The sequence below is a fragment of the Allobosea sp. genome (genome assembly GCF_048595345.1).
Classification (GTDB): domain Bacteria; phylum Pseudomonadota; class Alphaproteobacteria; order Rhizobiales; family Beijerinckiaceae; genus Allobosea.
In genome coordinates, this window is the sequence record NZ_JBMDWH010000047.1 from 1 (window position 1) to 25,066 (window position 25,066).

At 67.3% G+C, this 25,066-nt stretch carries 25 protein-coding genes and 1 tRNA gene; 16 read left to right on the forward strand and 10 right to left on the reverse strand.

The annotated features are described in order from the left end of the window. Both rpoD and ACOJTB_RS05430 read left to right on the forward strand, forming a co-directional pair. The coding region (rpoD, locus tag ACOJTB_RS05425) for an RNA polymerase sigma factor RpoD (RefSeq protein ID WP_420101502.1) at positions 1–1,140 on the forward strand (1,140 nt) is incomplete at its 5' end. 1 nt (position 1,141) lies between these two features. Further along, on the forward strand, positions 1,142–2,080 hold the full coding sequence (locus tag ACOJTB_RS05430) for a GIY-YIG nuclease family protein (protein ID WP_420101503.1): 939 nt from the start codon (positions 1,142–1,144) through the stop codon (positions 2,078–2,080). Positions 2,081–2,279: 199 nt separating this feature from the next. Here the strand turns inward: ACOJTB_RS05430 and ACOJTB_RS05435 are convergent, their stop codons facing one another. Continuing rightward, positions 2,280–2,762 carry an SRPBCC family protein gene (locus tag ACOJTB_RS05435; RefSeq protein ID WP_420101504.1) on the reverse strand — a complete coding sequence of 161 codons (483 nt, stop codon included), beginning with the start codon at positions 2,760–2,762 and terminating at the stop codon, positions 2,280–2,282. Next, positions 2,759–3,103 carry an ArsR/SmtB family transcription factor gene (locus ACOJTB_RS05440; RefSeq protein WP_420101505.1) on the reverse strand — a complete coding sequence of 115 codons (345 nt, stop codon included), beginning with the start codon at positions 3,101–3,103 and terminating at the stop codon, positions 2,759–2,761. The genes ACOJTB_RS05435 and ACOJTB_RS05440 overlap by 4 nt, the downstream gene beginning before the upstream one ends. A gap of 119 nt (positions 3,104–3,222) precedes the next feature. Here ACOJTB_RS05440 and ACOJTB_RS05445 point away from each other — a divergent pair, with 119 nt between their 5' ends. Both ACOJTB_RS05445 and ACOJTB_RS05450 read left to right on the forward strand, forming a co-directional pair. Beyond that, complete coding sequence (locus ACOJTB_RS05445; protein WP_420101506.1) at positions 3,223–3,834, forward strand: LysE family translocator; 612 nt, start codon at positions 3,223–3,225, stop codon at positions 3,832–3,834. Positions 3,835–3,841: 7 nt separating this feature from the next. Next, positions 3,842–4,264 carry a secondary thiamine-phosphate synthase enzyme YjbQ gene (locus ACOJTB_RS05450; RefSeq protein WP_420101507.1) on the forward strand — a complete coding sequence of 141 codons (423 nt, stop codon included), beginning with the start codon at positions 3,842–3,844 and terminating at the stop codon, positions 4,262–4,264. A gap of 7 nt (positions 4,265–4,271) precedes the next feature. Here ACOJTB_RS05450 and ACOJTB_RS05455 read toward each other — a convergent pair whose 3' ends face one another. Beyond that, positions 4,272–4,523 carry a DUF2798 domain-containing protein gene (locus ACOJTB_RS05455; RefSeq protein ID WP_420101508.1) on the reverse strand — a complete coding sequence of 84 codons (252 nt, stop codon included), beginning with the start codon at positions 4,521–4,523 and terminating at the stop codon, positions 4,272–4,274. Between the two features lie 261 nt (positions 4,524–4,784). Here ACOJTB_RS05455 and ACOJTB_RS05460 point away from each other — a divergent pair, with 261 nt between their 5' ends. The 6 genes from ACOJTB_RS05460 to ACOJTB_RS05485 all read left to right on the forward strand — a co-directional run bounded on the left by ACOJTB_RS05460 (position 4,785) and on the right by ACOJTB_RS05485 (position 10,493). Further along, entirely contained in the window at positions 4,785–5,075 is a 291-nt protein-coding gene (locus tag ACOJTB_RS05460) for an HlyU family transcriptional regulator (RefSeq protein ID WP_420101532.1), read from the forward strand. Between the two features lie 82 nt (positions 5,076–5,157). Continuing rightward, positions 5,158–5,718 (forward strand): type 1 glutamine amidotransferase domain-containing protein, encoded by a 561-nt coding sequence (locus tag ACOJTB_RS05465; RefSeq protein WP_420101509.1) that lies wholly within the window; start codon positions 5,158–5,160, stop codon positions 5,716–5,718. Positions 5,719–5,875: 157 nt separating this feature from the next. Next, complete coding sequence (locus ACOJTB_RS05470; protein WP_420101510.1) at positions 5,876–7,120, forward strand: MFS transporter; 1,245 nt, start codon at positions 5,876–5,878, stop codon at positions 7,118–7,120. Positions 7,121–7,199: 79 nt separating this feature from the next. Next, a complete protein-coding gene (locus tag ACOJTB_RS05475) occupies positions 7,200–7,598 on the forward strand; it encodes an acyl-CoA thioesterase (RefSeq protein WP_420101511.1) in 399 nt (132 codons plus the stop codon). Between the two features lie 332 nt (positions 7,599–7,930). Next, positions 7,931–10,333, forward strand: a complete 2,403-nt coding sequence (locus ACOJTB_RS05480) for a methyl-accepting chemotaxis protein (RefSeq protein WP_420101512.1) — start codon at positions 7,931–7,933, stop codon at positions 10,331–10,333. Positions 10,334–10,417: 84 nt separating this feature from the next. After that, positions 10,418–10,493 (forward strand) — tRNA-Ile (locus ACOJTB_RS05485). Between the two features lie 159 nt (positions 10,494–10,652). Here the strand turns inward: ACOJTB_RS05485 and ACOJTB_RS05490 are convergent. Next, positions 10,653–11,579, reverse strand: a complete 927-nt coding sequence (locus ACOJTB_RS05490; RefSeq protein ID WP_420101513.1) for a LysR family transcriptional regulator — start codon at positions 11,577–11,579, stop codon at positions 10,653–10,655. Positions 11,580–11,711: 132 nt separating this feature from the next. Between ACOJTB_RS05490 and ACOJTB_RS05495 the strand changes: the two genes are divergently transcribed. Continuing rightward, a complete protein-coding gene (locus tag ACOJTB_RS05495) occupies positions 11,712–12,989 on the forward strand; it encodes a serine hydroxymethyltransferase (RefSeq protein ID WP_420101514.1) in 1,278 nt (425 codons plus the stop codon). A gap of 31 nt (positions 12,990–13,020) precedes the next feature. On the opposite strand, the gene ACOJTB_RS05500 is transcribed toward ACOJTB_RS05495, so the two are convergent. From ACOJTB_RS05500 to ACOJTB_RS05525, 6 genes are all read right to left on the reverse strand, one after another. Continuing rightward, a complete protein-coding gene (locus ACOJTB_RS05500; protein WP_420101515.1) occupies positions 13,021–13,941 on the reverse strand; it encodes a glucosamine kinase nucleotide-binding domain-containing protein in 921 nt (306 codons plus the stop codon). Beyond that, a complete protein-coding gene (murA, locus tag ACOJTB_RS05505) occupies positions 13,938–15,197 on the reverse strand; it encodes a UDP-N-acetylglucosamine 1-carboxyvinyltransferase (RefSeq protein WP_420101516.1) in 1,260 nt (419 codons plus the stop codon). Before murA ends, ACOJTB_RS05500 begins: the two co-directional genes overlap by 4 nt. Before the next feature lie 144 nt (positions 15,198–15,341). Continuing rightward, positions 15,342–15,827 carry a GNAT family N-acetyltransferase gene (locus tag ACOJTB_RS05510; RefSeq protein WP_420101517.1) on the reverse strand — a complete coding sequence of 162 codons (486 nt, stop codon included), beginning with the start codon at positions 15,825–15,827 and terminating at the stop codon, positions 15,342–15,344. Beyond that, on the reverse strand, positions 15,824–16,642 hold the full coding sequence (locus ACOJTB_RS05515) for an ABC transporter permease (RefSeq protein WP_420101518.1): 819 nt from the start codon (positions 16,640–16,642) through the stop codon (positions 15,824–15,826). Before ACOJTB_RS05515 ends, ACOJTB_RS05510 begins: the two co-directional genes overlap by 4 nt. Then, the gene (locus tag ACOJTB_RS05520) at positions 16,639–17,592 is read right to left on the reverse strand and encodes an ABC transporter permease (protein ID WP_420101519.1); all 954 of its coding nucleotides are present in this window, start codon (positions 17,590–17,592) and stop codon (positions 16,639–16,641) included. Before ACOJTB_RS05520 ends, ACOJTB_RS05515 begins: the two co-directional genes overlap by 4 nt. 206 nt (positions 17,593–17,798) lie before the next feature. Next, positions 17,799–19,340, reverse strand: coding sequence for an ABC transporter substrate-binding protein (locus tag ACOJTB_RS05525; protein ID WP_420101520.1), 1,542 nt, complete (start codon positions 19,338–19,340; stop codon positions 17,799–17,801). Between the two features lie 141 nt (positions 19,341–19,481). Here ACOJTB_RS05525 and ACOJTB_RS05530 point away from each other — a divergent pair, with 141 nt between their 5' ends. From ACOJTB_RS05530 to nagA, 5 genes are all read left to right on the forward strand, one after another. Beyond that, positions 19,482–20,585 carry an anhydro-N-acetylmuramic acid kinase gene (locus ACOJTB_RS05530; protein ID WP_420101521.1) on the forward strand — a complete coding sequence of 368 codons (1,104 nt, stop codon included), beginning with the start codon at positions 19,482–19,484 and terminating at the stop codon, positions 20,583–20,585. Between the two features lie 445 nt (positions 20,586–21,030). Beyond that, positions 21,031–21,954, forward strand: coding sequence for an N-acetylmuramic acid 6-phosphate etherase (locus tag ACOJTB_RS05535; protein ID WP_420101522.1), 924 nt, complete (start codon positions 21,031–21,033; stop codon positions 21,952–21,954). After that, positions 21,951–22,742 (forward strand): GntR family transcriptional regulator, encoded by a 792-nt coding sequence (locus ACOJTB_RS05540; RefSeq protein ID WP_420101523.1) that lies wholly within the window; start codon positions 21,951–21,953, stop codon positions 22,740–22,742. Before ACOJTB_RS05535 ends, ACOJTB_RS05540 begins: the two co-directional genes overlap by 4 nt. After that, positions 22,739–23,773 (forward strand): SIS domain-containing protein, encoded by a 1,035-nt coding sequence (locus ACOJTB_RS05545; protein ID WP_420101524.1) that lies wholly within the window; start codon positions 22,739–22,741, stop codon positions 23,771–23,773. The genes ACOJTB_RS05540 and ACOJTB_RS05545 overlap by 4 nt, the downstream gene beginning before the upstream one ends. Beyond that, the gene (nagA, locus tag ACOJTB_RS05550) at positions 23,773–24,876 is read left to right on the forward strand and encodes an N-acetylglucosamine-6-phosphate deacetylase (protein WP_420101525.1); all 1,104 of its coding nucleotides are present in this window, start codon (positions 23,773–23,775) and stop codon (positions 24,874–24,876) included. The genes ACOJTB_RS05545 and nagA overlap by 1 nt, the downstream gene beginning before the upstream one ends. The last annotated feature ends 190 nt before the right edge of the window (positions 24,877–25,066 follow it).

Consider the following 25,066-nt stretch of genomic DNA (forward strand, 5'->3'; position numbering starts at 1 on the left):
GCCAAGCTCTCCCCCTCGCAGGACCGCAAATACAAGAAGCTCAAGGACGACATCATCACCGCGGTGAAGTCGCTCTCGCTCAACAACAATCGCATCGAGGCGCTGGTCGAGCAGCTCTACGACATCAACAAGCGCCTGATCGGCCATGAAACCCGCCTGCTCCGCCTGGCCGAGAGCTATGGCGTGGCGCGCGAGGACTTCCTCAAGCAGCATGTCGGCGGCGAGCTCGATCCGAAATGGCTGCTGCGCGTCTCCAAGCTCGGCTCGCGCGGCTGGAAGGAATTCGTCGCCGCCGAGAAGGACCGGATCAAGGATCTGCGCGAGGAGGTCCACACGCTGGCCTCCGAGACGGGGCTGGAGATCCAGGAGTTCCGCAAGATCGTGCTGATGGTCCAGAAGGGCGAGCGCGAGGCCCGGCAGGCGAAGAAGGAGATGATCGAGGCCAATCTGCGCCTCGTGATCTCGATCGCCAAGAAATACACGAACCGCGGCCTGCAGTTCCTCGACCTCATTCAGGAAGGCAATATCGGCCTGATGAAGGCGGTCGACAAGTTCGAGTATCGCCGGGGCTACAAGTTCTCGACCTATGCGACATGGTGGATCCGGCAGGCGATCACCCGCTCGATCGCCGACCAGGCCCGCACCATCCGCATCCCGGTCCACATGATCGAGACGATCAACAAGATCGTGCGGACTTCGCGCCAGATGCTGCACGAGATCGGCCGCGAGCCGACCCCGGAGGAGCTGGCCGAGAAGCTGGCGATGCCGCTGGAGAAGGTCCGCAAGGTCCTGAAAATCGCCAAGGAGCCCATCTCTCTCGAAACGCCGATCGGCGACGAGGAAGACAGCCATCTCGGCGACTTCATCGAGGACAAGAACGCGATCCTGCCGATCGATGCGGCGATCCAGTCGAATCTGCGCGAGACGACGACGCGCGTGCTCGCTTCGCTCACGCCCCGCGAGGAGCGCGTGCTGCGCATGCGCTTCGGCATCGGCATGAACACCGACCACACCCTCGAAGAGGTCGGCCAGCAGTTCAGCGTGACCCGCGAGCGCATCCGCCAGATCGAGGCCAAGGCGCTGAGGAAGCTCAAGCATCCGAGCCGGTCGAGGAAGCTCAGGAGCTTCCTGGATAACTGACATGATTGCTGCGCTCGAAACCCCGGAAGTCTTTGGGCGCAGCATTCAGCTTTTCTTGGTCGATGGCTCACCCAACGGATTGATGATTGCCTCGATCCACGGGTGGACGGGTTCTATCCTCCTGTCCAACCAGTCCAATTTTGGCCGTCTGCTTGCACGTCATGAGGTCGATCGGACTGGGGTCTATATCCTTTACGGTCCCGATCCAGAGAATCCGCTGAAGATGCGGACGTATATTGGCGAGGCTGATAGCGTTAGAGAGCGGATCGCTCAAAGTGCCGGTGCGCGTGCCTTTTGGGAGCACGCCGTCGTTATCACGACGTCTGATGAAGCGCTGACCAAGGGTCATGTCCGCTATCTCGAAGCCAGACTTATCGAGATGGCAAAGGCGGCCGGTCGGGTTCAACTGGACAATGGGCAGGCGCCTGATGCCGAACGCCGTCGTTTGCCGGAGGCTGATCGCGCGAACATGGAGGCGTTCCTCGCTAATCTTCGGGTCGTATTACCCACGATCGGGCTGGACCTTTTGAAGCCTAGGCCGCAGCTCACCCAAAGCTCTGCCGGTGAAGTAGTGACGCCGTCAAATAGTGATGTCGTTTTTGAAATCGTTCATAGGAGCGGAGTCAAAGCATCTGCTATCGAAGTGGATGACGAGTTTATTGTCCGTTCGGGATCAGAAGCTCGGAAAGATACGCAGAATGTCGGCCGTGGCTACCAAGGCTTAAAAGACGAACTGATCGCGCAGGGTGTCTTGGCGACTTCCTTTGACGGTAGCAAATTCATATTTGCGCGGGACTTCGGTTTCTCAAGCCCTTCAGCGGCAGCTGCAGTCGTTCTTGACCGAAACGCGAATGGCCGCATCGAATGGAAGACCGCTGACGGTCGCTGGACCTATCACCAATGGCAAGAACGCCGTTCCGGACTCGATCCCGAACAGTGAAAGCTACATAGCAGGCCTGCTCAGTTTTGCACTGAAACACGCCGTCATCCCGGGCTTGCCCCGGGATCCATCGAAGAGCGCCGACGCTCCATGATGGATCCCAGATCGGCGCTGCTTCGCAGCTTGTCCGGGATGACCCGAGTGGTTCCGAGAAAACTCGTTGCCCTTGAGGTTGCGGTAAAAGCAAAGCGCAATCCCCTCACAACCTCCCCACCAACCCCACCAACTGCTCCCAGGCCGCGCCCCAGCCCTGGTGGAAGCCCATTTGTTCGTGCTGCTCCTTGCCGGCCGCGTCCTTGTGATAGGCGCGGGCGACGTAGAGCGTGCCGGTCGCCGTCGGCTCGATCGTGACCGAGGCGGTCATGAACCCCGAGCCCAGCGGGCGAAACCCGGGGCCGAGCGCGTCGGTGAACAGCAGGAAGCGCTCGGGCTCGACGGCCAGCACGCAACCGGCGTTGTCGTGCTTTTCGCCGGCGGGGCCTTCCATCACGGTCCGGAACTTCCCACCCGGCCGCACGTCGAGCTCGCAGGCTGTCGTGCGCCAGGGCGCGGGCGTGAACCATTGCATCAGCAACTCGGGTTCCGTCCAGGCGCGCCAGACGAGGCGGGGCGGGACAGCCGCCTCCCGCCGCAATTCGAGATCGAGCGCGGGGTCGAAATGGGTTGCGTGGGCGTCGGTCACGGGGCGTCCTCCTCAGCTTTCATGTCGAGGACCAGCCTGTCGAGCTGGTCGAGGCGTTTCGTCCAGAGGCTGCGCTGGTCTTCGAGCCAGCGTTCGGCTGCCGCGAGAGGCTCTGCCCGCAAGGTGCAGAGGCGGATCCTCCCGGTCTTGATGGTCGTGACCAGTCCCGTCTCCTCCAGCAGTCTGAGATGCTGGAGGAAGCTGGGCAGGGCCATGTCGAAGGGCCGCGCCAGCTCGCTCACGGACGCCGGACCGCGGCCCAGCGCCTGAACCACGGCGCGCCTCGTCGGATCGGCGAGGGCACGGAAGGTGTCGTCGAGCGAGATCGCGGCAGCAGCCATGTGGCTTGCTACCAGTCTGACAATAGTTAGGTCAATGCCTAAGTTTTGATTCGCGCCGGCCGCTTGATCTTGCGCGGCCGAGAGGGCTTTCTGAGCGCTCCCTCAGGGAGGTCTTCGCCATGTCCCCCGAATTTCTGCTGACCTCACTCATCATCGTCGCTTCGCCCGGGACCGGCGCGCTCTACACCATCGCGGCAGGGCTGACGCGCGGCTCGCGGGCGAGCCTTCTCGCGGCCTTCGCCTGCACGCTGGGGATCGTGCCGCATCTCTTGGCAGCGATGATGGGGCTTGCGGCGCTGCTGCATGCCAGCGCGCTCGCCTTCGGCATCGTGAAATATGCCGGCGTCGCCTATCTGCTGTTCATGGCCTGGCAGACGCTGAAGGAGCATGGCGCGCTCTCGGTCGATGCGCGGCCGGACAGCCGCTCGGCGTGGCGGGTGCTGCGCGACGGCCTGGCGCTCAATCTGCTCAACCCCAAGCTCTCGATCTTCTTCGTCGCCTTCCTGCCGCAGTTCATCGCGGCCGAGGAGGCGAGCCCGATGGCGCGGATGCTCGAACTGTCGGCCGTGTTCATGGCGATGACCTTCGTGGTTTTCGCGCTCTATGGCGCTTTCGCCGCGGTGATGCGCGACAAGGTGGTGGGGCGGCCTTCGGTGATGGCCTGGCTCCGGCGCAGCTTCGCGGCTGCTTTCGTCGCGCTCGGCGCCAAGCTGGCGCTAACCGAGCGTTGAGGCTTCGGTGCGCCAAACCGTCCTGACCATCGAAACGCGCGGCACCGGCCTCTACGAGTTCACGCCCCGTGTCGTGCAGTTCCTGCGCGAGAGCGGGGAGGCGAGCGGGCTGATGACCGTCTTCGTGCGCCATACCTCCTGCTCCCTGCTGATCCAGGAAAATGCCGATCCGGATGTGCAGCGCGATCTGCAGGCCTTTTTCCAGCGGCTGGTGCCCTCCGCCGACGATCCGGCGATGGATTATCTCGTGCATCGCGCCGAGGGGCCGGACGACATGCCCGCCCATATCAAGGCGGCGCTGACGCCGGTCTGCCTGTCGATCCCGGTGATGGGCGGGCGGCTCGTGCTCGGCACCTGGCAGGGCGTCTATCTCTTCGAGCACCGCGCCCGGCCGCATCGCCGCGAGGTGGCTTTGCACCTCGCGGCATGAGCCGGGGTCAGGCCGGCGGCGCCACGACGAGTGCGACCAGCCGGCGCACCAGCGGCAGGATGACCAGCAGGGTCGGGAAGGCGACCAGCCAGGAGAGGCCCCAGGAGACGGGCCAGACGCTCAGCATCTCAGGGCTCGCGCCCAGCGCCTTGAGCGTGGCGATGCCGGAAACCACGAAGGTCATCAGCACCGAGAGGATGAAAGGCATCACCACCGCGCCATAACGGGCGGGGAGGCGACGATCGGTCGAACGGGTCATGGGTTTGGTCTTTCGCAAGCGGCAGGCCATCGATGGGCATCCTGACGGCCGAGCCGAGGGGATGCGTTGCCTGACGTGAGACGCTTACGAACGGGCAGGGCGCCCGCTGAGCGCTGCATAATCCAGCCGCCCGCGCTTGCCAAGAGCGCCCTGCACAGGGAGCCGGCGCTTGGCAGGGCCGGCGTGGGCGACTACTTCTGCCGCATCGATGGCGGTGCCGTCGCTGATCTGCTCGATCGTCCGGGCCTGAGGAGTGCCGCGATGTCCTTCCTGAAGTCGCTGTTCGGCGGCGGCCGCAAGCCCGCCGAGGAGAAGCCCAAGGGGCCGCTGAAGAGCATCGAGCACAACGGCTTCACCATCCACGCCACCCCCTACAAGGAAGAGGGCGGCTATCAGCTCTGCGGCGTGATCGAGAAGGTCGTCGACGGCGAGACGAAGAGCCATCGCTTCGTGCGGGCGGATCGCTTTCCCGGTGAGGAGGATGCGGCGAACTTCACGCTGACCAAGGGCCAGCAGATCGTCGACATGGAGGGTGAGCGCATCTTCCGCTGAGGTCGACGCGTCCTTTTGTCCGGGAACGCTTCCGGCCCGGCATCGTTCTCCTGAACACATTCCAATAGTTCAGGAGAACACCATGAGCGATCTGGCCGGAAAGAAAATCGCGATTCTCGCCACCAACGGCTTCGAGCAGTCCGAGCTCGACGTGCCGCACGCCGCCCTGCAGAAGGCCGGCGCCACCGTCGAGATCGTCTCGCCCGAGCAGGGCGAGATCAAGGGCTGGGACAAGAAGGATTGGGGCCGCCCGGTCAAGGTCGACCGCGCACTCGACCAGGCCCGTGCCGACGACTACGACGCCATCGTGCTCCCGGGCGGGCAGATGAACCCCGACACGTTGCGGGGCAACGACAAGGCGCTCTCTCTGATCAAGAGCTTCTTCGAACAGGGCAAGGTGGTCGCGGCCGTCTGCCATGCGCCCTGGCTGCTGATCGACACCGGCATCGCCAAGGGCCGCAAGCTCACCTCCTACAACACGATGAAGCAGGACCTCATCAATGCCGGCGCGCAATGGGAGGACAAGGAGGTCGTCACCGACAAGGGCGTCGTCACCTCGCGCAACCCCAATGACCTGCCGGCCTTCGTCGCCAAGATCATCGAGGAGGTGAACGAGGGCCGCCACGAGCGCCGCGCCGCCTGACCGGCCCGCGGCTCGTCGGTATCGGAAGCCGCAGCCTCCGGGCTGCGGCTTTTCCGTTGCGAAATGCAGCCCCGGCCCGTGCCGGCGGCAGTTGTGTGTCGGCTGGTAGCTGGTAAGCCTCGGACTGAAGGTCGCGTCAGCCGCCCGCCGAGGAAACATGGCCCCCACCGACGATGCGGCGCGCTATGCGCCCGATTCCCCCTATGCCTGGCTGCGTCTCGCGATCGCGCTGATCGTCGGCACGGCCGCCTGCGTCGGCACCTGGTCGGTCGTCGTGGTGCTGCCCTCGGTGCAGCAGGAGTTCGGGACGCTGCGCGCGGGCGCGTCCCTGCCCTATACCTGCGTGATGCTGGGCTTCGGCTTCGGCAATATTGCGATGGGGCGCATCGCCGACCGCTACGGCATTCTCGTCCCGATCGTCCTGGGCGCGCTGCTGCTCGGCGGCGGCTATATGATCGCGGGGGTGACGCAGACGCTCTGGCAGTTCGCGCTCGTCCATCTTTTCATCGGCGTCGGGGGCGGGGCGGGGTTTTCGCCGCTCATCGCCGACCTCTCGCACTGGTTCCGGCGCCATCGCGGGCTCGCCGTCGTGTTCGGCGCCTCGGGCAGCTATCTGGCGGGGGTGATCTGGCCGCAGGTGATCACCTGGGGCGTCGCCCATCACGGCTGGCGCGCGACGCATATCGGCATCGGCCTCGCCGTGCTCGCGGTGATGCTTCCCTTCGCCGGGTTCTTCCGCCGCCGGCCCTCCGCCGCGAGCCTGGCGGCCGCCGAAGCCGCCAGCGCCGGGGCGCGGGGCGATCTGGGGCTCACGCCCAACCAGTTGCAATGGCTGCTCGCCGTCGCGGGCTTCTCCTGCTGCGTCGCCATGGCGATGCCGCAGGTCCATATCGTCGCCTATTGCGGCGATCTCGGCTATGGCGTGGCGCGCGGCGCTGAAATGCTCTCGTTGATGCTTGCGCTCGGCATCATCAGCCGCATCGGTTCGGGCTTCGTCGCGGACCGGATCGGGGGGGCCGCGACGCTGGCGCTGGGCTCCCTGATGCAGGGGCTCGCGCTCTTTCTCTATCTCTGGTTCGACGGGCTGACCTCGCTGTTCATCGTCACCGGCATCTTCGGCCTGTTCCAGGGCGGGATCGTGCCGATGTATGCGGTAATCATCCGCGAATATCTGCCGGCGCGGGAGGCCGGCACGCGCATCGGCATCGTGATGTCGGCGACGATCCTCGGCATGGCCTTCGGGGGCTATGTCTCCGGCGCGATCTTCGACGCCTTCGCCTCCTATCGCGCGGCTTTCCTCAACGGGCTGGCCTGGAACCTCCTCAACCTCGCCATCGTCTGCTGGCTCATGATGCGGGCGCGGCGCGCCTCCTCGGGCGGCAGCCTGCCGGCCTCGGCCTGAGCCGGTTGAAGCCATCGCGGCTTCCCGCTATCGACGAAAGTCGGGTACGGGCGCGTTGCTGCGCGGCGAGGGGGCGATCATGGGCGAGATCGGTGTCAGCGGGGACGAGGCGCCGCGCGGCCAGCTCACCGTCCGCATCAATGCGATGCCGGCGGATACCAATGCCAATGGCGACATCTTCGGCGGCTGGGTGATGTCGCGCATGGACGCGGCCGGCGGCATCGCGGGGGTCGATCGCGCGCAGGGCCGCGTGGTGACGGTGGCGGTGGATGCGATGACCTTCATTCGCCCGGTGAAGGTCGGCGACGTGCTCAGCGTCTATACCGAGATCGAGTCGGTCGGCCGCACCTCGATGAAGATCCATGTCGAAGCCTGGGCCCGGCGCTTCCGTACCACGATTCACGAAAAGGTGACCGATGCCACCTTCACCTTCGTCGCGATCGACGAAGAAGGCCGCCCGCGCCCCGTGCCTCGATAGGCACGCCGCGTCGAGGCGCCCGGCGGTCTTCGACGACAGCGCTTCGCAGCGGCCGACTTCCTAACGGAACGTCACTCGTCCTGCGTGTGGAGTGATTCAAAAGAATCCAATTTTAAACGTTCTTTAAGCGCGCAGGCCGCAGCTTCTCCTCATCAAGCCGGATCGCGGCGATGGGGGGAAGGCCTGGGCTACGACCGTGGGTAGAGCGCCGGCCGTCGCGACGCGCGATGGCGGGGGCTCCGAACCGCGCGGGTCGTTGCCCGCCTCTTCCGTTCGGCGCTCCCGGCTCCCGGCCTATCTCCTTCAGCGTCGCGTCCCTCGGAGCGGAACACATGACCAAAGCCAAGACGCGCGAGCGCAAGCCGATGCGGATCGGTATCGCTTCGCGAATCTATGCTGCACTGGGCACACTCACCGCCCTGACGATCATCTCGACGGGCGTGGCGTGGTTCTCCTACCAGCGCGTCGAAGCGACCGTGGACGGCCTCGTCGAACAGAAGATGCCGGTGGTCCAGCTGGCGCTCGAGCTCTCGCAGGCCGCCACCCAGTCCAACGCGCTGGCCGCGCGCTTCAGCGAGGTCGCGACGGTGCAGGAGCGCTCCGCCCTCACCGGCGAGCTCGACCAGGCCGAGGCGCGCCAGATGGAGCTGATGCGCAAGATCTTCCAGATCGGAAAGGTCGATCAGTCGAATACCCAGAAGGCGATCGACAACCTGGCGCGACAGATCAACGAGATCGACAATCTGACGGGCGACCGGCTTCGCAACGTCGCGCAGCAGACGGCCGCTCTCGCCCGGCTCGCCAAGGCCCGCGACGCCTTCACCGCCATCGCCGATTTCGAGACGTCGGATGCGCAGTTCAACCTGAAGATGGGTATCTCCTCCGCCGCCCAGGTGGAGGGCGGCAAGCTCGAATCCGCGCTCAACGAGGTCGTCGACAAGGACCTGGCCCTGTTCAACGCGCTGCAGGCGCTGCAGCTGCAGGCCAGCGAGCTGGTCGGCCTGCTGCGCGAGATCGCGCAGAGCGAGACTCCCCAGCGCTTCGCGCAGTTGAAGATCCAGCTCAATGCGAGCAACAAGCGGCTGATGGCGCTGCTCGCCGATGCCGAGGCATTGCGCCGGAACGAGGAGCGCAGCAGTGCCGTTCAGGCGATCATCAATCTGAGCGCCGACCGCAACGGCGTCGTGGTGATCCGCGAGCGCGAATTCGAAACCCGGGCCGCGATGGCCCAGGGTCTGAACGATGCGCGCAAGGCCGCCGCCGGGGTGCGCGCCGCTGTCGATGAACTCGTGAGCAATGCCCGCAACAGTGCCGCCGCCGCCAGCGCGTCCAGCTCCGAGGTCATCCATCAGAGCGTGATGTGGCTCGGCATCCTCGGCGCGGGCTCCCTGCTGATCGCGCTGTCACTCGCGCTCTTCTATGTGCGCCCGCAGATCGTCGGCCGCCTCAACCGGCTCTGGGCCGCCACCGGGGCCATCGCGAACGGCAAGCTCGACACCGTAGTCGACACCCGCGGCAATGACGAGATTTCCGACATCTCCAAGAGCGTCCTGCTCTTCCGCGACAACGCGGTGGCGCTGCGCGCGGCCGAGGCGGCCAAGGTCGAGGACGAGCAGCGCATGCAGGCCCAGCGCCGCGAGATGATGCGCGAGCTGGGCGAAGCCTTCGGCGTCGTCGTCGCCGCCGCCGCCGCCGGCGATTTCACCCAGCGCGTCGCGGCCCAGTTCGCCGATCCGGAGCTCAACGCGCTCGCCGGTTCGGTCAACGAGCTGCTGGAGACGGTGCAGTCCGGCCTTTCCGAGACCTGCTCGGTCCTGTCCGAGCTGTCCGCCGGCCAGCTTTCCGCCCGCATCCAAGGGATCTACAGCGGAGCCTTCGCCGAGCTGAAGGACGGCACCAATCAGCTGGCCGAAGAGTTCGAGAGCACGCTCGCCCGTCTGTCCGCGACGGTTTCGGCGGTGCGCAGCGCCACCAGCGAGATTCTCGACGGCGTCACCGACCTCGCCGAGCGCACCAGCGAGGAAAGCAACGCCGTCTCGATGGCGACCAATCAGCTCGGCGCCTTCGCCGGCACGGTGAAGAAGACAGCGACCGAAGCCGCCCAGGCGACCGGCATGGCGCAGACCGCCGAGGAGCGGGCGCAGCGGGGCGAGACCGTCGTCGCCTCGGCGCTGGAAGCCATGCAGCGCATCCGCCAGTCCTCCAGCAAGATCTCGGAGGTCATTGCGATGATCGACGAAATCGCCTTCCAGACCAATCTGCTGGCGCTGAACGCGGCGGTGGAAGCGGCGCGCGCCGGCGATGCCGGCAAGGGCTTCGCGGTGGTCGCCTCCGAGGTCCGCAGCCTCGCCAAGCGCTCGGCCGACGCCTCCAACGATGTCAAGAAGCTGGTCGAGGCCGCCCATGGCGACGTCAAGGTCGGCGTCGGGCTGGTCGAGGAGACCTCGGCGATGTTCGGGGCGATCGTCTCCTCGGTCAACGAGCTGACGGGGCTGATGAACGGCATCTCCCAGACCGCGCGCAGCCAAGCCAGCGACGTCTCGGCGATCAACCACGAGATCGACGGCATCGGCGCCATGGCGCATCAGAATGCGGCCCTCGTGGAGGAGACCAACGCCGCGCTCGCGCTCACCGACGAGCAGACCCGCGCCCTGACCGAGCATATCGCCCGGTTCCAGTTCCGCGAGGGGCATGCCGCGGCGCATGAAAACAGCGATCACGCCGAGGCCGCCTGAGAGCCTTCAGCCCGCACCGCCTCCCACGACCCCGCGGCACGCCGCGGGGTTTTTCTTTTGCGGCCGATGTTGTAGGCGAGGAGCGGGCCGGTAGCTCAATGGTTAGAGCTCGCTGCTCATAACAGCGCCGGTGCCGGTTCGAGTCCGGCCCGGCCCACCATTCCCGGACAGAATCGGCCTGCTTGCGAACTCTGTTCCGGCATCGAGTCGGGCGATTCCGATCTGCCGATATCCATCAGCGAAGGGCACCTCGATGCGGCGACGGCTTCGGCCGGACGGAAGCGGGCACCGCACTGCGCGCCGCGAGGCGGAACCGATTTCAACCGAGCGGGGCGGCTCCGGACGGGATGGCCCGGCGTCCGATCCTGCTTTCCAGCTGCGTGACGAACGCGGCGATCGCGGGGGGCAACTTCTCTCCCTTTCGGAACGCCAACGAAATTCTCCGACGGATTTCCGGCGTGAGCCTGCAGACCCAGACATCTTCCAAATCGTAGCTCGCGCGAAGGCCGGGCAGGATCGAAATGCCATAGCCTTCTCTGATGAGCGCGATCGTGACCTCGAATCCTTTGCAGCGGGCGACGATGTTGGGATTGAAGCCGGCGGCCTGGCATGCCTCGTTGATCATGCGATTATAGGCCGGCGAAGCCGTATCGAGCGCCCAGCGCTCGTTTCGAAGGTCCGAAAGCGCCGCGCTCGGCTGCCCGGCGAGCGGATGGTCGCGCGAGACCATCACGTTGAACACGTCCTCGATCAGCGGTTTGGTCTGGATGCCGGGATCGATCGCCCCCGGCGGCACGTTGAGATCGTCGATGACGGCGATGTCGACCTGCCAGCCCCGCAATGCCGCGAGACTCTCGGTTGGCTCCATCTCATCGAACTGGACGGAGAGCTGAGGGTGCAATCGGACGAGATCGTGGATGGTGCCTGCGATCAACGCGGCCGCGATCGAGGGAAATGCCGCGACCCGGAGTTGCCCCGCCACGATCTTCTTCATGTCCGCGATGTCTGCATGCGCCGCTTCCAGCTCGATCAGGACGCGCTCGGCGCGCTGAACGAGCTGCCGTCCGGCCGGCGTCAGTTCGACGCCGCGCCCTCTTCGCTCGACGAGATCGATGCCGAGTTCGTCCTCGAGTTGAGCGATGGCCTGCGACACCGCCGAAGGCGTCACGCGAAGGGCCTCGGCCGCGGCTGCCATCGTTTTCCGGATCGACAGCTCTCGCAACGCGCGCAGGCGGGACAGGTCCATGAAGCACCGGTGAGTTCGAGAACTCAAATGATTACTGGTGCTAAATCAACGATCAAGAATTATTAAATTTTCTTTGCCCGTTTCATGCCGTAGCGTCGTCGGCGACCAATCGCCGATCGAGGGGGATCTGCCGTGAGCGATGCAACGAGAGAGTATTTCACCGCGTCGGTTCACGAGACCGATCCTCTGATCGCCGGGGCGCTTGACAGCGAGCGGAAGCGGCAGCAGGACCAGATCGAGCTGATCGCCTCCGAGAACATCGTCAGCCGCGCCGTGCTAGATGCGCTCGGCCATGAGATGACGAACAAGACCCTCGAGGGATATCCGGGCAACCGCTTCCATGGCGGCGGCGAGTTCGTCGACATCGCCGAGCAGGCGGCGATCGACCGTGCCAAGGAACTGTTCGGCTGCGATTATGCGAATGTGCAGCCGCATTCGGGCACACAGGCCAACCTCGCCGTCTTCTTCCTGCTGCTGAAGCCGGGCGACAAGGTCCTTTCGCTCGATCTTGCGGCCGGCGGCCATCTTTCCCATGGAATGAAGGGCAACCTGTCGGGTCGCTGGTTCGAATCGCATAATTACAACGTCGATCCCGAGACGGAGGTGATCGACTATGACGAGATGGAGCGGATTGCCGAGCGTGTCCGCCCGACGCTGCTGATCACGGGCGGCTCGGCCTATCCGCGCACCCTCGATTTCGAGCGTATGGGCAGCATCGCCAAGAAGATCGGGGCCTGGTTCCTCGTGGATATGGCCCATATCGCAGGCCTCGTCGCCGGGGGCGCGCATCCCTCGCCGTTTCCGCATGCGGATATCGTGACCTGCACCACCACGAAAACGCTGCGCGGGCCGCGCGGCGGCCTCATCCTCACCAACAACGAAGCCTGGTTCAAGAAGCTGCAGGCGGCGGTTTTCCCGGGCGTGCAAGGCTCGCTGCACAGCCAGGTCCTGGCCGCCAAGGCCGTCTGTCTCGGTGAGGCGTTGCGCCCCGACTTCAAGGCCTATGCCGCGCAGATCATCGCGAATGCCCGCACCCTGGCCGAAACCCTGACGTCGCGAGGCGTCCGCATCGTCTCCGGCGGGACCGATACCCACATCGTGCTCGTCGATCTCACGAGCAAGAACCTCATCGGCAAACAGGCCGAGAACGTCCTCGCCCGCGCGAACATCACGACGAACAAGAACCCCATCCCCAACGACAGCCCGCGCCCGCCCGAATGGGTCGGCATCCGCCTCGGTGTCGCCGCCGCGACGACACGCGGCATGAAGGAGCCGGAGTTCCGCATTCTGGGCAGCGTCATCGCCGACCTGCTGGAGGCGGAAGGCGCCGGAAACTCGGATTCTGTCGTCGAGGGCGCGAGGGCGAAGGTCGCGGAGCTGACCAAAGCCTTCCCCATCTACGCGCGCTGAGGATCGCGCTGCGCGGCGATCGGTCGGTCTGTCATGCGGCTGAGCTTCCGCTCCCAGGAAGGGCGTTCCCTCCACCATCTTCGGCATGGTTTTGCCGCACCAGCGCCAGCGCGCCCGCGATCGCGTCGCCTTGCACAGGGGAGAGTCTGCGGCGGACATCCGGGGCGAGCCAGGCTTCCATCGCCGAGGACAGGCCGCCGATCAGGCTGAGGCGCGGCACGTCGCGGTCTAACAATGCGCGGACGATGGCATCGATCATCGCCGCGGCGTTCTGCATGATCGCACGGGCATGGGCGTCGCCAAGATCGGCATGGCGCAGCACCAGCGGGGCGAGCGTCGCGTAATCGGTGGCATGGGCCTTGTCCATCCAGGCCACCACCTCGAAGGGATCGCCGCCGAAGCGGGCGAGCACGTCGCGGGTGAAGCGGGTGTCCGGCTCGCGCCCGTCATGGGCGCGCAAGGCGAGGCGGATCGCGGCGAGGCCCAGATCGGCGCCACTGCCCTCGTCGCCGATGGGGAAGCCATAGCCGCCGATGCGCAGTTCCCGGCCGTCCAGCCGGGCGAGCCCGATCGAGCCGGTGCCGATGATGACGATGCCGCCATCCGCGCCGGCATGGGCGCCGAGGCAGGCGGCGAGGCCGTCGCTTTCGAAGACCGCCGTAGCGAAGGGGCTCTGCCAGCCGGCGAGGCCCTCGCGCGCACCCTTGCGACCGATGCCGGCGAGGCAGATGCCGGCATGGATACGGCCGAGGTCGGTTTCGCCGAGGCCCGCTTCGGCGAGGGCGCCGCGCGTCGCCTGCACCACGGCGGCCAGCGACGTCTCCTGTCCCAGTCTGAGCGAGGCCGGACCGGCGATCCCTGCGCCCAGCACTTCGCCATTCGCCGTTTCCAGCCGGCAACGGCAGCCGGTGCCGCCGCCATCGACGCCGAGATAAAGCGCCTCGCTCATCATGCCGGCACCCGCTCGATCTCGGCGCCGCAGCGCTTCAGCTTGCGGTCGAGCGCCTCATAGCCGCGATCGAGATGGTAGATGCGGCTCACCACCGTCTCGCCTTCGGCGACGAGACCGGCCAGCACGAGGCTGACCGAGGCACGAAGATCCGTCGCCATGACCGGCGCGGCCTTGAGGCGGGTAACCCCGCGCACCGTGGCGCTCGTACCCTTGAGCGTGATGTCGGCGCCGAGCCTGACGAGTTCCGGCACATGCATGAAGCGGTTTTCAAACACCGTCTCGCGGATCGTCGAGGTGCCTTCCGCCACGCACATCAGCGCCATGAACTGCGCCTGCAGATCGGTCGAGAAACCGGGATAGGCCTGGGTCATCACGTCGATGCCGGTGAGGGGGCCTGGCCGCGTCACCATGAGCCCGCGGTCGCTTGGCCAGAGGCGCACGCCTGCCGCCTCCAGCGCCTCGCCGACGGCGGCCAGATGCTCCAGCCGTGCGCCGACCAGCTCCAGCTCGCCGCCGGTGATGGCGGCGGCGACGGCATAGGTGCCGGCCTCGATCCGGTCGGCGACGATCTCGTGGCTCGCGGGCTTCAGCGTGCTCGTGCCCTGGATCAGCAGGCGGTGCGTGCCGATGCCCTCGATGGTGACGCCCATGGCGCGCAGGCAGTTGGCGAGATCGGCGACCTCGGGCTCCTTGGCGGCATTGACGATCTCGGTCTCCCCACGGGCCAGGCTCGCCGCCAGCATCGCGGTTTCGGTGGCGCCGACGGAGGAGAAGGGGAAGACGATGCGCGCTCCGGAGAGGCCGCCCGGCGCGCTGGCCTCGATATAGCCCCCGGTGACGGTGATGGTGGCGCCGAGCGCCTCCAGCGCCTTGATGTGGAGATCGACCGGCCGCGCGCCGATGGCGCAGCCGCCGGGCAGCGACACCCGCGCCCGGCCAAAGCGCGCGAGGAGCGGGCCGAGCACGAGGATGGTCGCGCGCATCTTGCGGACGATGTCGTAGCTGGCCTCGTGCGGCTCGGCTGCGGCGGCGTCGAAGGTCAGCACGTCGGTAGAGCGACCGGAGACCGCGACGCCATAGCCCTCCATCAGCGCCTGCATGGTGCGGACATCGACCACATCCGGCAGGTTGCGCAGAGTCAGCGGCTTGTCGGAGAGGAGCGAGGCCGCGAAGGCGGGCAGGGCGGCATTCTTAGCGCCGCGGATATCGACGGTGCCGGACAGGCACCGGCCGCCGCGGATCAGGAGCTTTTCCATGGGGTCTCCTCCACACGCCGCGGGATCACACGCGGGGAACCCCTCTCCCGTGTGGGAGAGGGGCAGGGATGAGGGCAGGCCGGCAAACCAGCTTTCCCTGTAGCCGCTGCGGCAAGGTCAGCGCTGGCTCCGCCTCTCAAGGGCCTACACCTCACCCCTGCCCCTCTCCTTACAGGAGAGGGGTTCCCCGCGCTTTGCTCGTTCAATCGATAGTTTCTCATAACGCAGAAAGCGGTGCTCCGCTCCGGCGAACGGCCGGGCATATTCGCTCACCACCCGCCAACCGGCGCGCTCGTAGAACCGCCGCGCGCCCTCGTTCTCCGCGAAGACTTCCAGCGAGCGCGCCCCGTTCGCCTCGGCGAAAGCGAGCAAAGCCGACCCCGCGCCGCCGCCGGGCGTGGCGGCGAAGAGCATGGCGATGTGGCCCTCCGTCAGGAGCAGGAGGCCCTTCACGCCGCCCTCGTCCAGCACGACCAGATCCGCGAGGTCACGGGCGAAGCGGGCCTCGAAATGCGCCGTGTCGAAGGACAGCGCCGCCTCGCCGAGGATCGGGCGGAAATGCACGGCATAAGCCTCAGCCATCAGCGCCGCGGCGGCGGGGGTGTCCTCCGGCAGCGCGGGGCGGATCATGCCCTGTCCCGCAGGCGCGGATCGAGCTCGTCGCGCAGCGCGTCGCCCAAGAGGTTGAAGCCGAGCGAGAGAAAGAGGATGCCGAGGCCGGCGAAGATCGCGTTCCAGGGCGAGAGCAGCACGAAATTGCGCCCCTCCGCCAGCATCAGCCCGAGCGAGGGCGTCGGCGGCTGGGTGCCGAGCCCGAGGAAGGAGAGCGAGGCCTCGACGAGGATCGCGGCGGAGAGCAGCAGCGAGGTCTGCACCAGGATGACGGAAGCGAGGTTCGGCAGGATATGGCGCAGCATGATGCGCAGGTCGCCGGCGCCGATGGAGCGCGCACCCGCGACGAAATCGCTCTCCATCAGCACCAAAGCCGGCCCGCGCAGCAGGCGGGCGAAAATCGGCACATAGACCACGGCGATGGCGATGGCAGCGCTCTCGGTGCGGGGGCCGAGCATGGCGATGATGCCGATCGCCAGCAGCATCACCGGGAAGGCGAAGAGGATGTCCATGGCCCGCATGACGATGCGCTCGCACCAGCCGCGATAATAGGCCGCGAGCAGGCCGAGCCCGCCGCCGATCACCAAGGCGAGCCCCACCGCGATGCCACAGGCGATCAGGGCGGTGCGATAGCCGTAGAGGATCCGCGAGAGGATATCGCGGCCGAGATGATCTGTGCCCAACCAATGGGCGAGGCTCGGGCCCTTCAGGCGTGCGACGATGTCCTGCGCCAGCGGATCATAGGGGGCGACCAGCGGCGCTCCGATGGCGAGCGCGACCTGAAGCGCGACGAAGATGCCCGCGACGAGGGCGATGCGGCGGCTCTGGCTCACGCGGCCGTCCTCAGCCGCGGGTCGATCAGCGCATAGGCGAGATCGACCAGCGCGTTGACCGCGACGAAGCCGACCGTGACCACGAGGATCGTCGCCTGCACCAGCGGATAATTGCGCTCGGCGATGGCGCCGAGGATCAGCCGGCCGAGACCGGGGATCGAGAACACCTGCTCGACCACGATGGCGCCGCCCAACAAATAGCCCGCCATGATGCCGACGCTGGTGACGAAGGGGATCAGCGCGTTGCGCAGCGCATGGCGATAGAGCACCGCGTTCTCGGCGAGGCCCTTGGCGCGGGCGGTGCGGACATAGTCCTGCCCGAGCGCATCGAGCATCGCCGAGCGGACGAGGCGGGAGAGATTGGCGAGGATCGGGAGTGCCAACGCGATCGCCGGCAGCAGCATGCGCTGCAGATTGCCGAGCGGGTCTTCGGAGAAGGGGACATAGCCCAACGAGGCGAAACTCGGCAGAAAGGTCGCCGCCGCGATCAGCATGACGATGCCGAGCCAGAAGGAGGGAATGGTCAGCCCCGCGATGGCGCCGACCCGCAGCACGAGATCGGCCCGCCCGCCGCGCCATTGCGCCATCAGGCAGCCCAGCGGCAGGGCCAGCACCGCACCGAACAGCAGCGCGAGAAAGGTCAGCTCCAGCGTGGGCCAAATTTGCGCCGCGATCTCCTGGATGACCGGGCGGCCGGTCCAGATCGAGGTGCCGAAATCGCCGTGCAGCGCGCGGGCGACCCAGGACAAATACTGTTCGAGCAGCGGCTTGTCCAAGCCCAGCTCGGCCCGCATCGCGGCGATCCGCTCGGGAGTCACCTCGGTGTTGGCGCCGAGCATGATCGCCACCGCATCGCCCGGGATCAGCCGGATCATCAGAAAGACGATCGCGGAGATGCCGAAAAGCACGATGACGAGGTCGAGGCCGCGCTGGAGCAGATGGCGAAGCATGCGGCGGTCCTAGAGGCTAGCCGGGAGGCCGCCGGGGCCTGCGCTGCCATCCTCCACCAAGCAGAGGGTGCGCGTCATCCCGGACCGCGCAAAGCGCAGCTCCGGGATCCATCTTAGAGCGGCGGCGCTTTTCGATGAATCCCGGGGCAAGTCCGGGATGACGCGCGTCTCGTCAGGCAACGGCTTCTCCCATCGAACCCGAGGCCTCAGCGCAGGCTGGCGCCGCCGAGCGAGACCAGCGAGCGGTTGGCGTAGATCTGATAGCCTTGGAGGTTGCTGCGCACCGCGCTGAACAGCGTCGGATAGGCGATATGCGCGGCCGGGCCCGTGCAGCCGAGGATTTTCTGAACGTCGCGATAAATCGTCTGGCGCGCCGGCTTGTCGAGCGTCGAGCGGCCCTTGTCGAGCAGCGCGTCGATCTCGGGGTTGGAATATTTGAAGACGTTGGTCGAGCCGCCAGTGCGGAAGGCGCGGTAGAAATAATCGTCCGGCTCGATGCTGCCGGCATTGGTCGAGGCGAAGAGGTCGAAATTCGAGTTGCGCCAGTCCTGGACGAACTGGCCGAGTTCGGGGTTCTTCAGCTCGACCTTGATGCCGACCTTGCCGAGCTGCTGCTGGACCACCTGGGCGATGTCGCGGATGTCCTGCCGGGGCAGCATCGTCATGCTGACGCTGATCGGCAGGGCGACGCCGGATTCCTTCAGCAGCGCCTGCGCCTTGGCCGGGTCAAAGGCGTAGCAGGGCAGGTCCTTCACATCGACGGCCCAGTCCTTGAGCACGGGCGGCAGCGGCGCGGCCGGGGCGCCGGCGCCGAACAGGGCCGCGTCGATGATCTCCTTGCGGTTCAGCGCATAGTTCAGCGCCTCGCGCACTTTGGCGTTGTCGAAGGGCGGCTTCGACACGTTCATGCCGATTAGCGTGTAGGCGAGCTCCTGCGTCTTCTGCATGCCGATATTCGGCTTGCCTTCGAGCTGCATGGCGGTCGCGGCGTCGATATGCGGCAGCAGCGCGAACTGGCCGTTGCCGATGCCGACCGCGCGCGTCGCGGCCTCGGGCACGAAGTTGAACTTCACTCCGGCGAGCTTCACCTGCCCGGCGTTCCAATAGCCGGCATGCTTCGAGAGGCGAATGAAGCCGTTGGGCTGCCATTCCTCGAATTTGAACGGGCCGGTGCCGACCGGCGCGCGCTGGAGCGCGTCCTTGTTGGTCTCCAGCCCGCGCGGGACGATGGCGATGCCGGTGAGCGAGGCGAGCAGCGGGGCCGAGGGCTCCTTCAGCTTCAGCTCCAGCGTCGTGGCGTCGACGGCGGTCGCGCTTTCCATCGCGGCGAGGCGGCTGGCCAACGGCGAGCCGACATCCTTGGAGACGACGCGGCGCAGGGAGGAGGCGGCATCGTCCGCTTCCATCGGCTTGCCGTCATGGAAGGTGACACCCGGACGCAGCTTGAAGGTGACGGTCTTGCCGTCCTGCGAGACGGTCCAGGACTGGGCGAGGCCCGGAACGATGTTGAGGTCCTTGTCGAGCGCCGTCAGCCCTTCATAGATCGGGCCGAGCACGATCTGGGAGGAGGAGAAGGCGGTGACGATATGCGGATCGAGACCCGCCGGCGAGGCGTCCACCGCCACCTCGAGCGTCTGCGCGCCGGCCGTGCCGGCGGCGAGCATGAAGGCTGTGGCGGCGATGCCGCAGCGCAGGCGGCGGGCGAGCATGGACGTTTGACGGACGGTGCGATGCGTGATGCGATCCATGGCTTGCCCCTCATTATGATGTGGCACCGGCGGCGACCGCAGGTGGACCACTTATGGACCAATCTGGACAAGGCTTAGCCGATCGCCTAGAGCCGATGCAAGCCTTTGCGTGGCAGAACGGGCGTGGGGAAGGGCCAAACGATGCGCGATCTCGACAAGCCGGTTCTCACCGCGATCGGCGTGATCAGCGGTACTTCGATGGATGCGATCGACGTCTCGATCGTCACCAGCGACGGGCGCGAGCAACTCAACTTCGGGCCGGGTGCCGGCTATCCCTATCCGCCGGAGACGCGGAAAGCCCTGCAAGAGCTGATCGCCGCGCCGGAGCGGGCTGTCGAGGACCCGCTGACCGAGCTGGAAGCGGCGGTGACGGCCGCGCATCTGGAGGCGGTCCGCCGCTTCATCGCCGAGCAGAAACTCGACCCGGCCACGATCGATCTCGTCGGCCTGCATGGCCAGACCGTCTATCACCGTCCCGAAATCCGCTTCACCCGCCAGCTCATCGACGGGCCGGCGGTTGCGGCGGCACTCGGCATTCCGACCGTGGACCGCTTCCGCCATGCCGATGTCGCGGCGGGCGGAGAGGGGGCGCCCTTCGCGCCGCTCTACCACCGCGCGCTGGCGCAGGGGCTGGAGCAGCCGGTGATGGTGCTGAACCTCGGCGGCGTCGGCAACGTCACCTATATCGACGGGGAAGAGGTCATCGCCTTCGACACCGGACCTGCGAGCGCGATCCTCGACGATTTCGTGCTGAAGCGTCGCGGCGAGGCTTATGACGCCGATGGCGCGCTGGCGGGGAGCGGCGTGGTGCGGGACGACCTCGTCGCCGATTTCATGAGCAATCCCTATTTCGAGCGGCCGGCGCCGAAATCACTCGATCGCAACGATTTTCATCGCCGGGCGCAGGTGGTCGAACCGCTGTCCGATGCCGATGGCGCAGCGACGCTCGCCGCCTTTACCATCGAGAGCGTGGTAGACGCGCTGCGGCATGTGCCGAAGCGGCCGAGACGCTGGCTGGTGACGGGCGGCGGGCGGCTCAACCGGCATTTCATGGCGCGCCTGGCGACCCGCCTCGGCGTGCCGGTCGAGCCGGTGGAGGCGGCGGGCTGGGCCGGCGACGTGATCGAGGCGCAGACCTTCGGCTATCTCGCGATCCGCTCGGTGAAGGGGCTGCCGCTGAGCCTGCCGGGCACGACCGGCGTGCCGGAGCCCTTGACGGGCGGGCGGCTCAACCTACCTGCTTGAGCTGCCTTCGGACTTGATTCAATCGTTGCGGGCAAGTGCTTGCGTCTCTTTGATTTTTCGTTGCTCGCGGCGTCATCCCGGACAAGCTGCGGCGCGGCGCCGATCCGGGATCCATTCCGGAACCTGACCGAAAAACGCTCCGGGATGGTTCCCGGCTCACGGAGTGTATCCTTGCGCCGATCGAAGATCGGACCCGAGGGCTGCGCCCCGGACGACCGCGCGGATGCGGCTCGGAGAAGGGTATGGTCGGGAAGGCCTTTTTATTCAATCGCTTGCCGAAAGCGCTTGTCGGTCTGATTCATCGCGGCCGCGGCCTGCCGATAGCGATCCTGAAAACCACGTCGGGACGGCGCTGCGGCGATGAGGCTGCGCTTCCCCGGTCCGTCCCGGCTTGCTAAGCAAACTCAACTGGCCTTATTTTGGTCTGGGTCAGCAAGAGGTTCCCATGGCCACCGAAGACGTCAGCGCCCGTTACCAGGATCTCGATGCCTGGGGCGATCTCGACATTCTGAAGGCGCTCTATGAGGGCCAGCTGATGGCGGTCGCGGCGATCATGCCCGCGCTGCCGCAGATCGCCGCGGCCGTGGCGGCGGCGGTGCCGCGGCTCGAAGCCGGCGGTCGGCTGATCTATGCGGGCGCCGGCACCTCGGGGCGTATCGGCGTGCAGGACGGGGCGGAGCTGACGCCGACCTTCGACTGGCCGGAAGAGCGGCTGGGCTTCGCCATTGCGGGCGGCGACGAAGCGATCCTGCATGCGGTCGAAAACGCCGAGGATTCGGTCGATGACGGCGCCGATGCGATGCGCCGCGCCGGGATCGGCGCCAACGACGTCGTTCTCGGGCTCGCCGCCAGCGGGCGCACGCCCTACACGCTCGCCGCCATCGCCGAGGCGAAAGCGCGGGGCGCACTGACGATCGGCATCGCCAATAATCGCGGCTCGGCGCTGCTCGAGGCCGGCGACCACGCGATCCTGATCGAGACCGGCGAGGAGGTCGTGGCGGGCTCGACCCGGATGAAGGCCGGTACGGCGCAGAAGATCGTGCTCAACCTGTTCTCGACTTTGCTGATGATCCGGATGGGCCGGGTCTATCGCGGACTCATGGTCCACATGCGGACCACCAACGCCAAGCTCAGGCACCGCGCCGCCCAGATGGTGGACATGATCACCGGCTGCGGCATGGAGGCGGCGGCGCGCCATCTCGACCGCGTCGGCGGGGATGTGAAGCGGGCGGTGCTGCTGGCCGGGGGAGCGGGCCCGGAGGAGGCGCAGGCGCTGCTGGACCAGCATCGCGGCAATCTGCGCCATGCGCTGGTGGCGCTCGATGCCGGAGCGCTCGGCGGCAAGCCGGCGCGCAAGGCGGCGCCATGAGCGCGCCATCCGCCATTCCCGCCAAGCAGGAGGCGATCCTGCAGGCGCTGGCGGGGGACGATCCGACGCCGCGCTATCTCAGGCTCGCCGGCGCTTTGGCGCGGCTGATCGAGAGCGGCGTGTTCCAGCCCGGCGACGCGGTGCCCTCCGAGCGCGATCTCGCTCAGCTCACCGGATATGCCCGTGTCACCGTGCGCAACGCCATCGACGCGCTGATTCGCGGCGGCACGCTCTCGCGCCGGCATGGCTCGGGCACCTTCGTCGCCTCGCGCATCGAGCAGCCGCTGTCGGTCCTGGCGTCCTTTTCCAACGACATCGCCAATCGCGGCGAGCGGCCGGGGTCGGTGCTGTTGTCGAAGGAGCTGGCCCGGCCGAAACCTCCCGAGACGATGGCGCTGGGCCTGGCGCCCGGCGAAAACGTGGTGCGGCTGATCCGCGTTCGCACCGCCGATGGCGAGCCGCTCGCAATCGAATGCGCCGTGGTGCCGGCGGCGATCCTGCCCTCGCCGGAGCTGATCGAGGCCTCGCTCTACACCGCCCTGGCCGAACGCGGGGCCGCACCGGCTCATGGCGTGCAGCGCATCCATGCCGGGCTCGCCACGGCGGAAGAGGCGCGCCATCTCGGCGTGCCGGTGGGCAGCGCCCTGCTGCGGATCGAGCGCCGCGCCTTTCTGGCGAACGGCAAGCCGGTCGAGTTCACGATCTCGGCCTATCGGGGCGATCGCTATGATTTCGTCGCGACGCTGAAGGGAGAGGCCATGGGACCGGCATTGGGGCAGCCATCATGAGTGCGAGCGCAGAGACAGCCTCGCAGATGGCGCGCGAAATCGCCGAGATCCCGCAGGCGGCGGCCCGGCTGCTGGATGGCGGGCAGGGCGCGATCGCGCGGATCGTCGCAGCGCTCGATCTGACCCGCATCAGCCATGCGGTGGTGAGCGGGCGCGGCAGCTCCGGCCATGCCGGCACGCATCTGCGCTATCTGCTCGAAACCCGGCTCGGCCTCAGCGCCGCGCCGGCGGCGCCCTCGGTGGTCACGCGCTATGGAGCCGAGCCGCGGCTGTCCGGCGCCTTGTATATTCTCGTCTCGCAATCCGGACGCAGCCCCGATCTGGTGGCCGCTGCCGAGCAGGCGACGGCTGCGGGCGCGCAGACGATCGCGCTGGTCAACGACCCGGAATCCCCCGCCGCCCGCGCCTGCCGCCATGTGCTGCCGGTGCTGGCGGGGCCGGAGCTGGCGGTGGCGGCGACCAAGACGGTGGTCAACACCATGCTCGCCGGCTCGCTGCTGGTGGCTGCGCTGTCCGGCGACGAGGTGTTCCGCCGCGCGGTGGAGACGGCGCCGCAACGGCTGGCGGAGGCGCTGGAACTGGACTGGTCGGATTGGGCGCTGAGGCTGTCCAGGGCGCCGGCCGGTTATGTCATCGGGCGCGGCTTCAGCCTGGGGCCGGCGCGCGAGGCGGCGCTGAAGTCGGCCGAGGTGATGGGTGTGCCGGTGCTCGCCTACAGCGCGGCCGAGGTGCTGCACGGGCCGAAGGCCGCGATCCGGGCCGAGCACCCGGTTCTGGGTCTCGACCCGGGCGGCGAGGTTTCTGAGAGCATCGCCTCCTCGCTGGCGGCGCTGGCACAAGCGGGTGCGCCGGTGTTCGCAGCCGCCGGGCCGCAGCCGCGGCTGCAGGGCCTCTCTGCCGGTGGCGATCCGGCGCTCGACGCCATCGCGCTGTTGGCGCCGGTCTACCGGGCGCTCGAAAGCGCGGCGAGCCTGCAGGGGCGCGATGTCGACAGCCCGCCGGGCCTGCGCAAGGTCACGGAGACGCTGTGATGGCCCGCCGAGGCTGGCGCGCGGCGCGTCTCTTCGACGGCGCGGCGCTGCTGACGGACAGGGTGGTGATGGCCGAGGATGGGATCGTCACCGCGATCCTGCCGGCTGATTCAGCGCCGGATTGCCCTGTCGAGGAGCTGCCGGGCGACGCCGTACTGGCGCCGGGCTTCATCGACATCCAGGTCAATGGCGGTGGCGGGGTGATGCTGAATGACGGGCCGAGCGTCACGCGGATCGCCGCGATCGCCGAGGCGCATGCCCGCTTCGGCACGCGCCATCTGCTGCCGACTTTGATCAGCGCCAGCCGCGCCGAGATCGCGCAGGCCATCGCGGCGACGCGAGAGGCGATCCGGCAGGGCGTGCACGGCGTCGTCGGCCTGCATATCGAAGGGCCCTTCATCAATCCCGAGCGGCACGGAGCCCATCCGGTCGCGAATCTGCTGCGGCCGGAGCCGGAGGATGTCGAGCTGCTGTCGGGCCTCGGCGGGGAGGGCGTGACGCTGGTGACGCTGGCGCCCGAATGCGTGCCGGAGGGTTTCATCCGCGCGCTGGTCGGTCGCGGGGTGAAGGTCTGTGCCGGCCACAGCGTCGCGACCTATGAGCAGATGGCGCGGGCGCAGGCCGAGGGGCTGAGCGGCGTCACGCATCTCTTCAACGCCATGTCGCAACTGGGCTCGCGCGAGCCGGGACTGGTCGGGGCGGCGCTGGCCGATGAAGGATTGGCGGCGGGGCTGATCCCCGATGGCCATCACGTGGCCTGGCCCAGCCTGCGGGCGGCTTTCGCGGCGATGGGGCCTCGGCGGCTGATGCTCGTCACCGATGCCATGGCGACGATCGGCTCGCCCCGCGACGCCTTCGAGCTGTTCGGCGAGACGATCCGTGTCGAGGGCGGGCGGCTGGTCAATGCCGAAGGGCGTCTGGCCGGCGCGCATCTCGACATGAGCAGTGCGGTTCTCAACATGGCCCGGCAGGGCGGCGCGACGCTGGAACAGGCGCTCGCCATGGCCACCGCGACACCGGCGGCCTTCCTAGGGCTGTCGCAGAGCCATGGCCGCATCGCGCCGGGGCGGGCGGCGGTGTTTTCGGTGCTGCGGACAGGCTGAGGCCGTCATTGCGAGCAAAGCGAAGCAATCCAGGGGACTGGGTCGAACGTCTCACCCGGTCTTCCTGGATTGCTCCGTCGCTGCGCTCCTCGCAATGACGGGAAGGGCTCGGGCCTTCGACATTCTCCCCGACGCATAGCGGCAATACCACCGGGCTCGATTGTTGCGTCCGGTCCGATCGTCTAGAGAC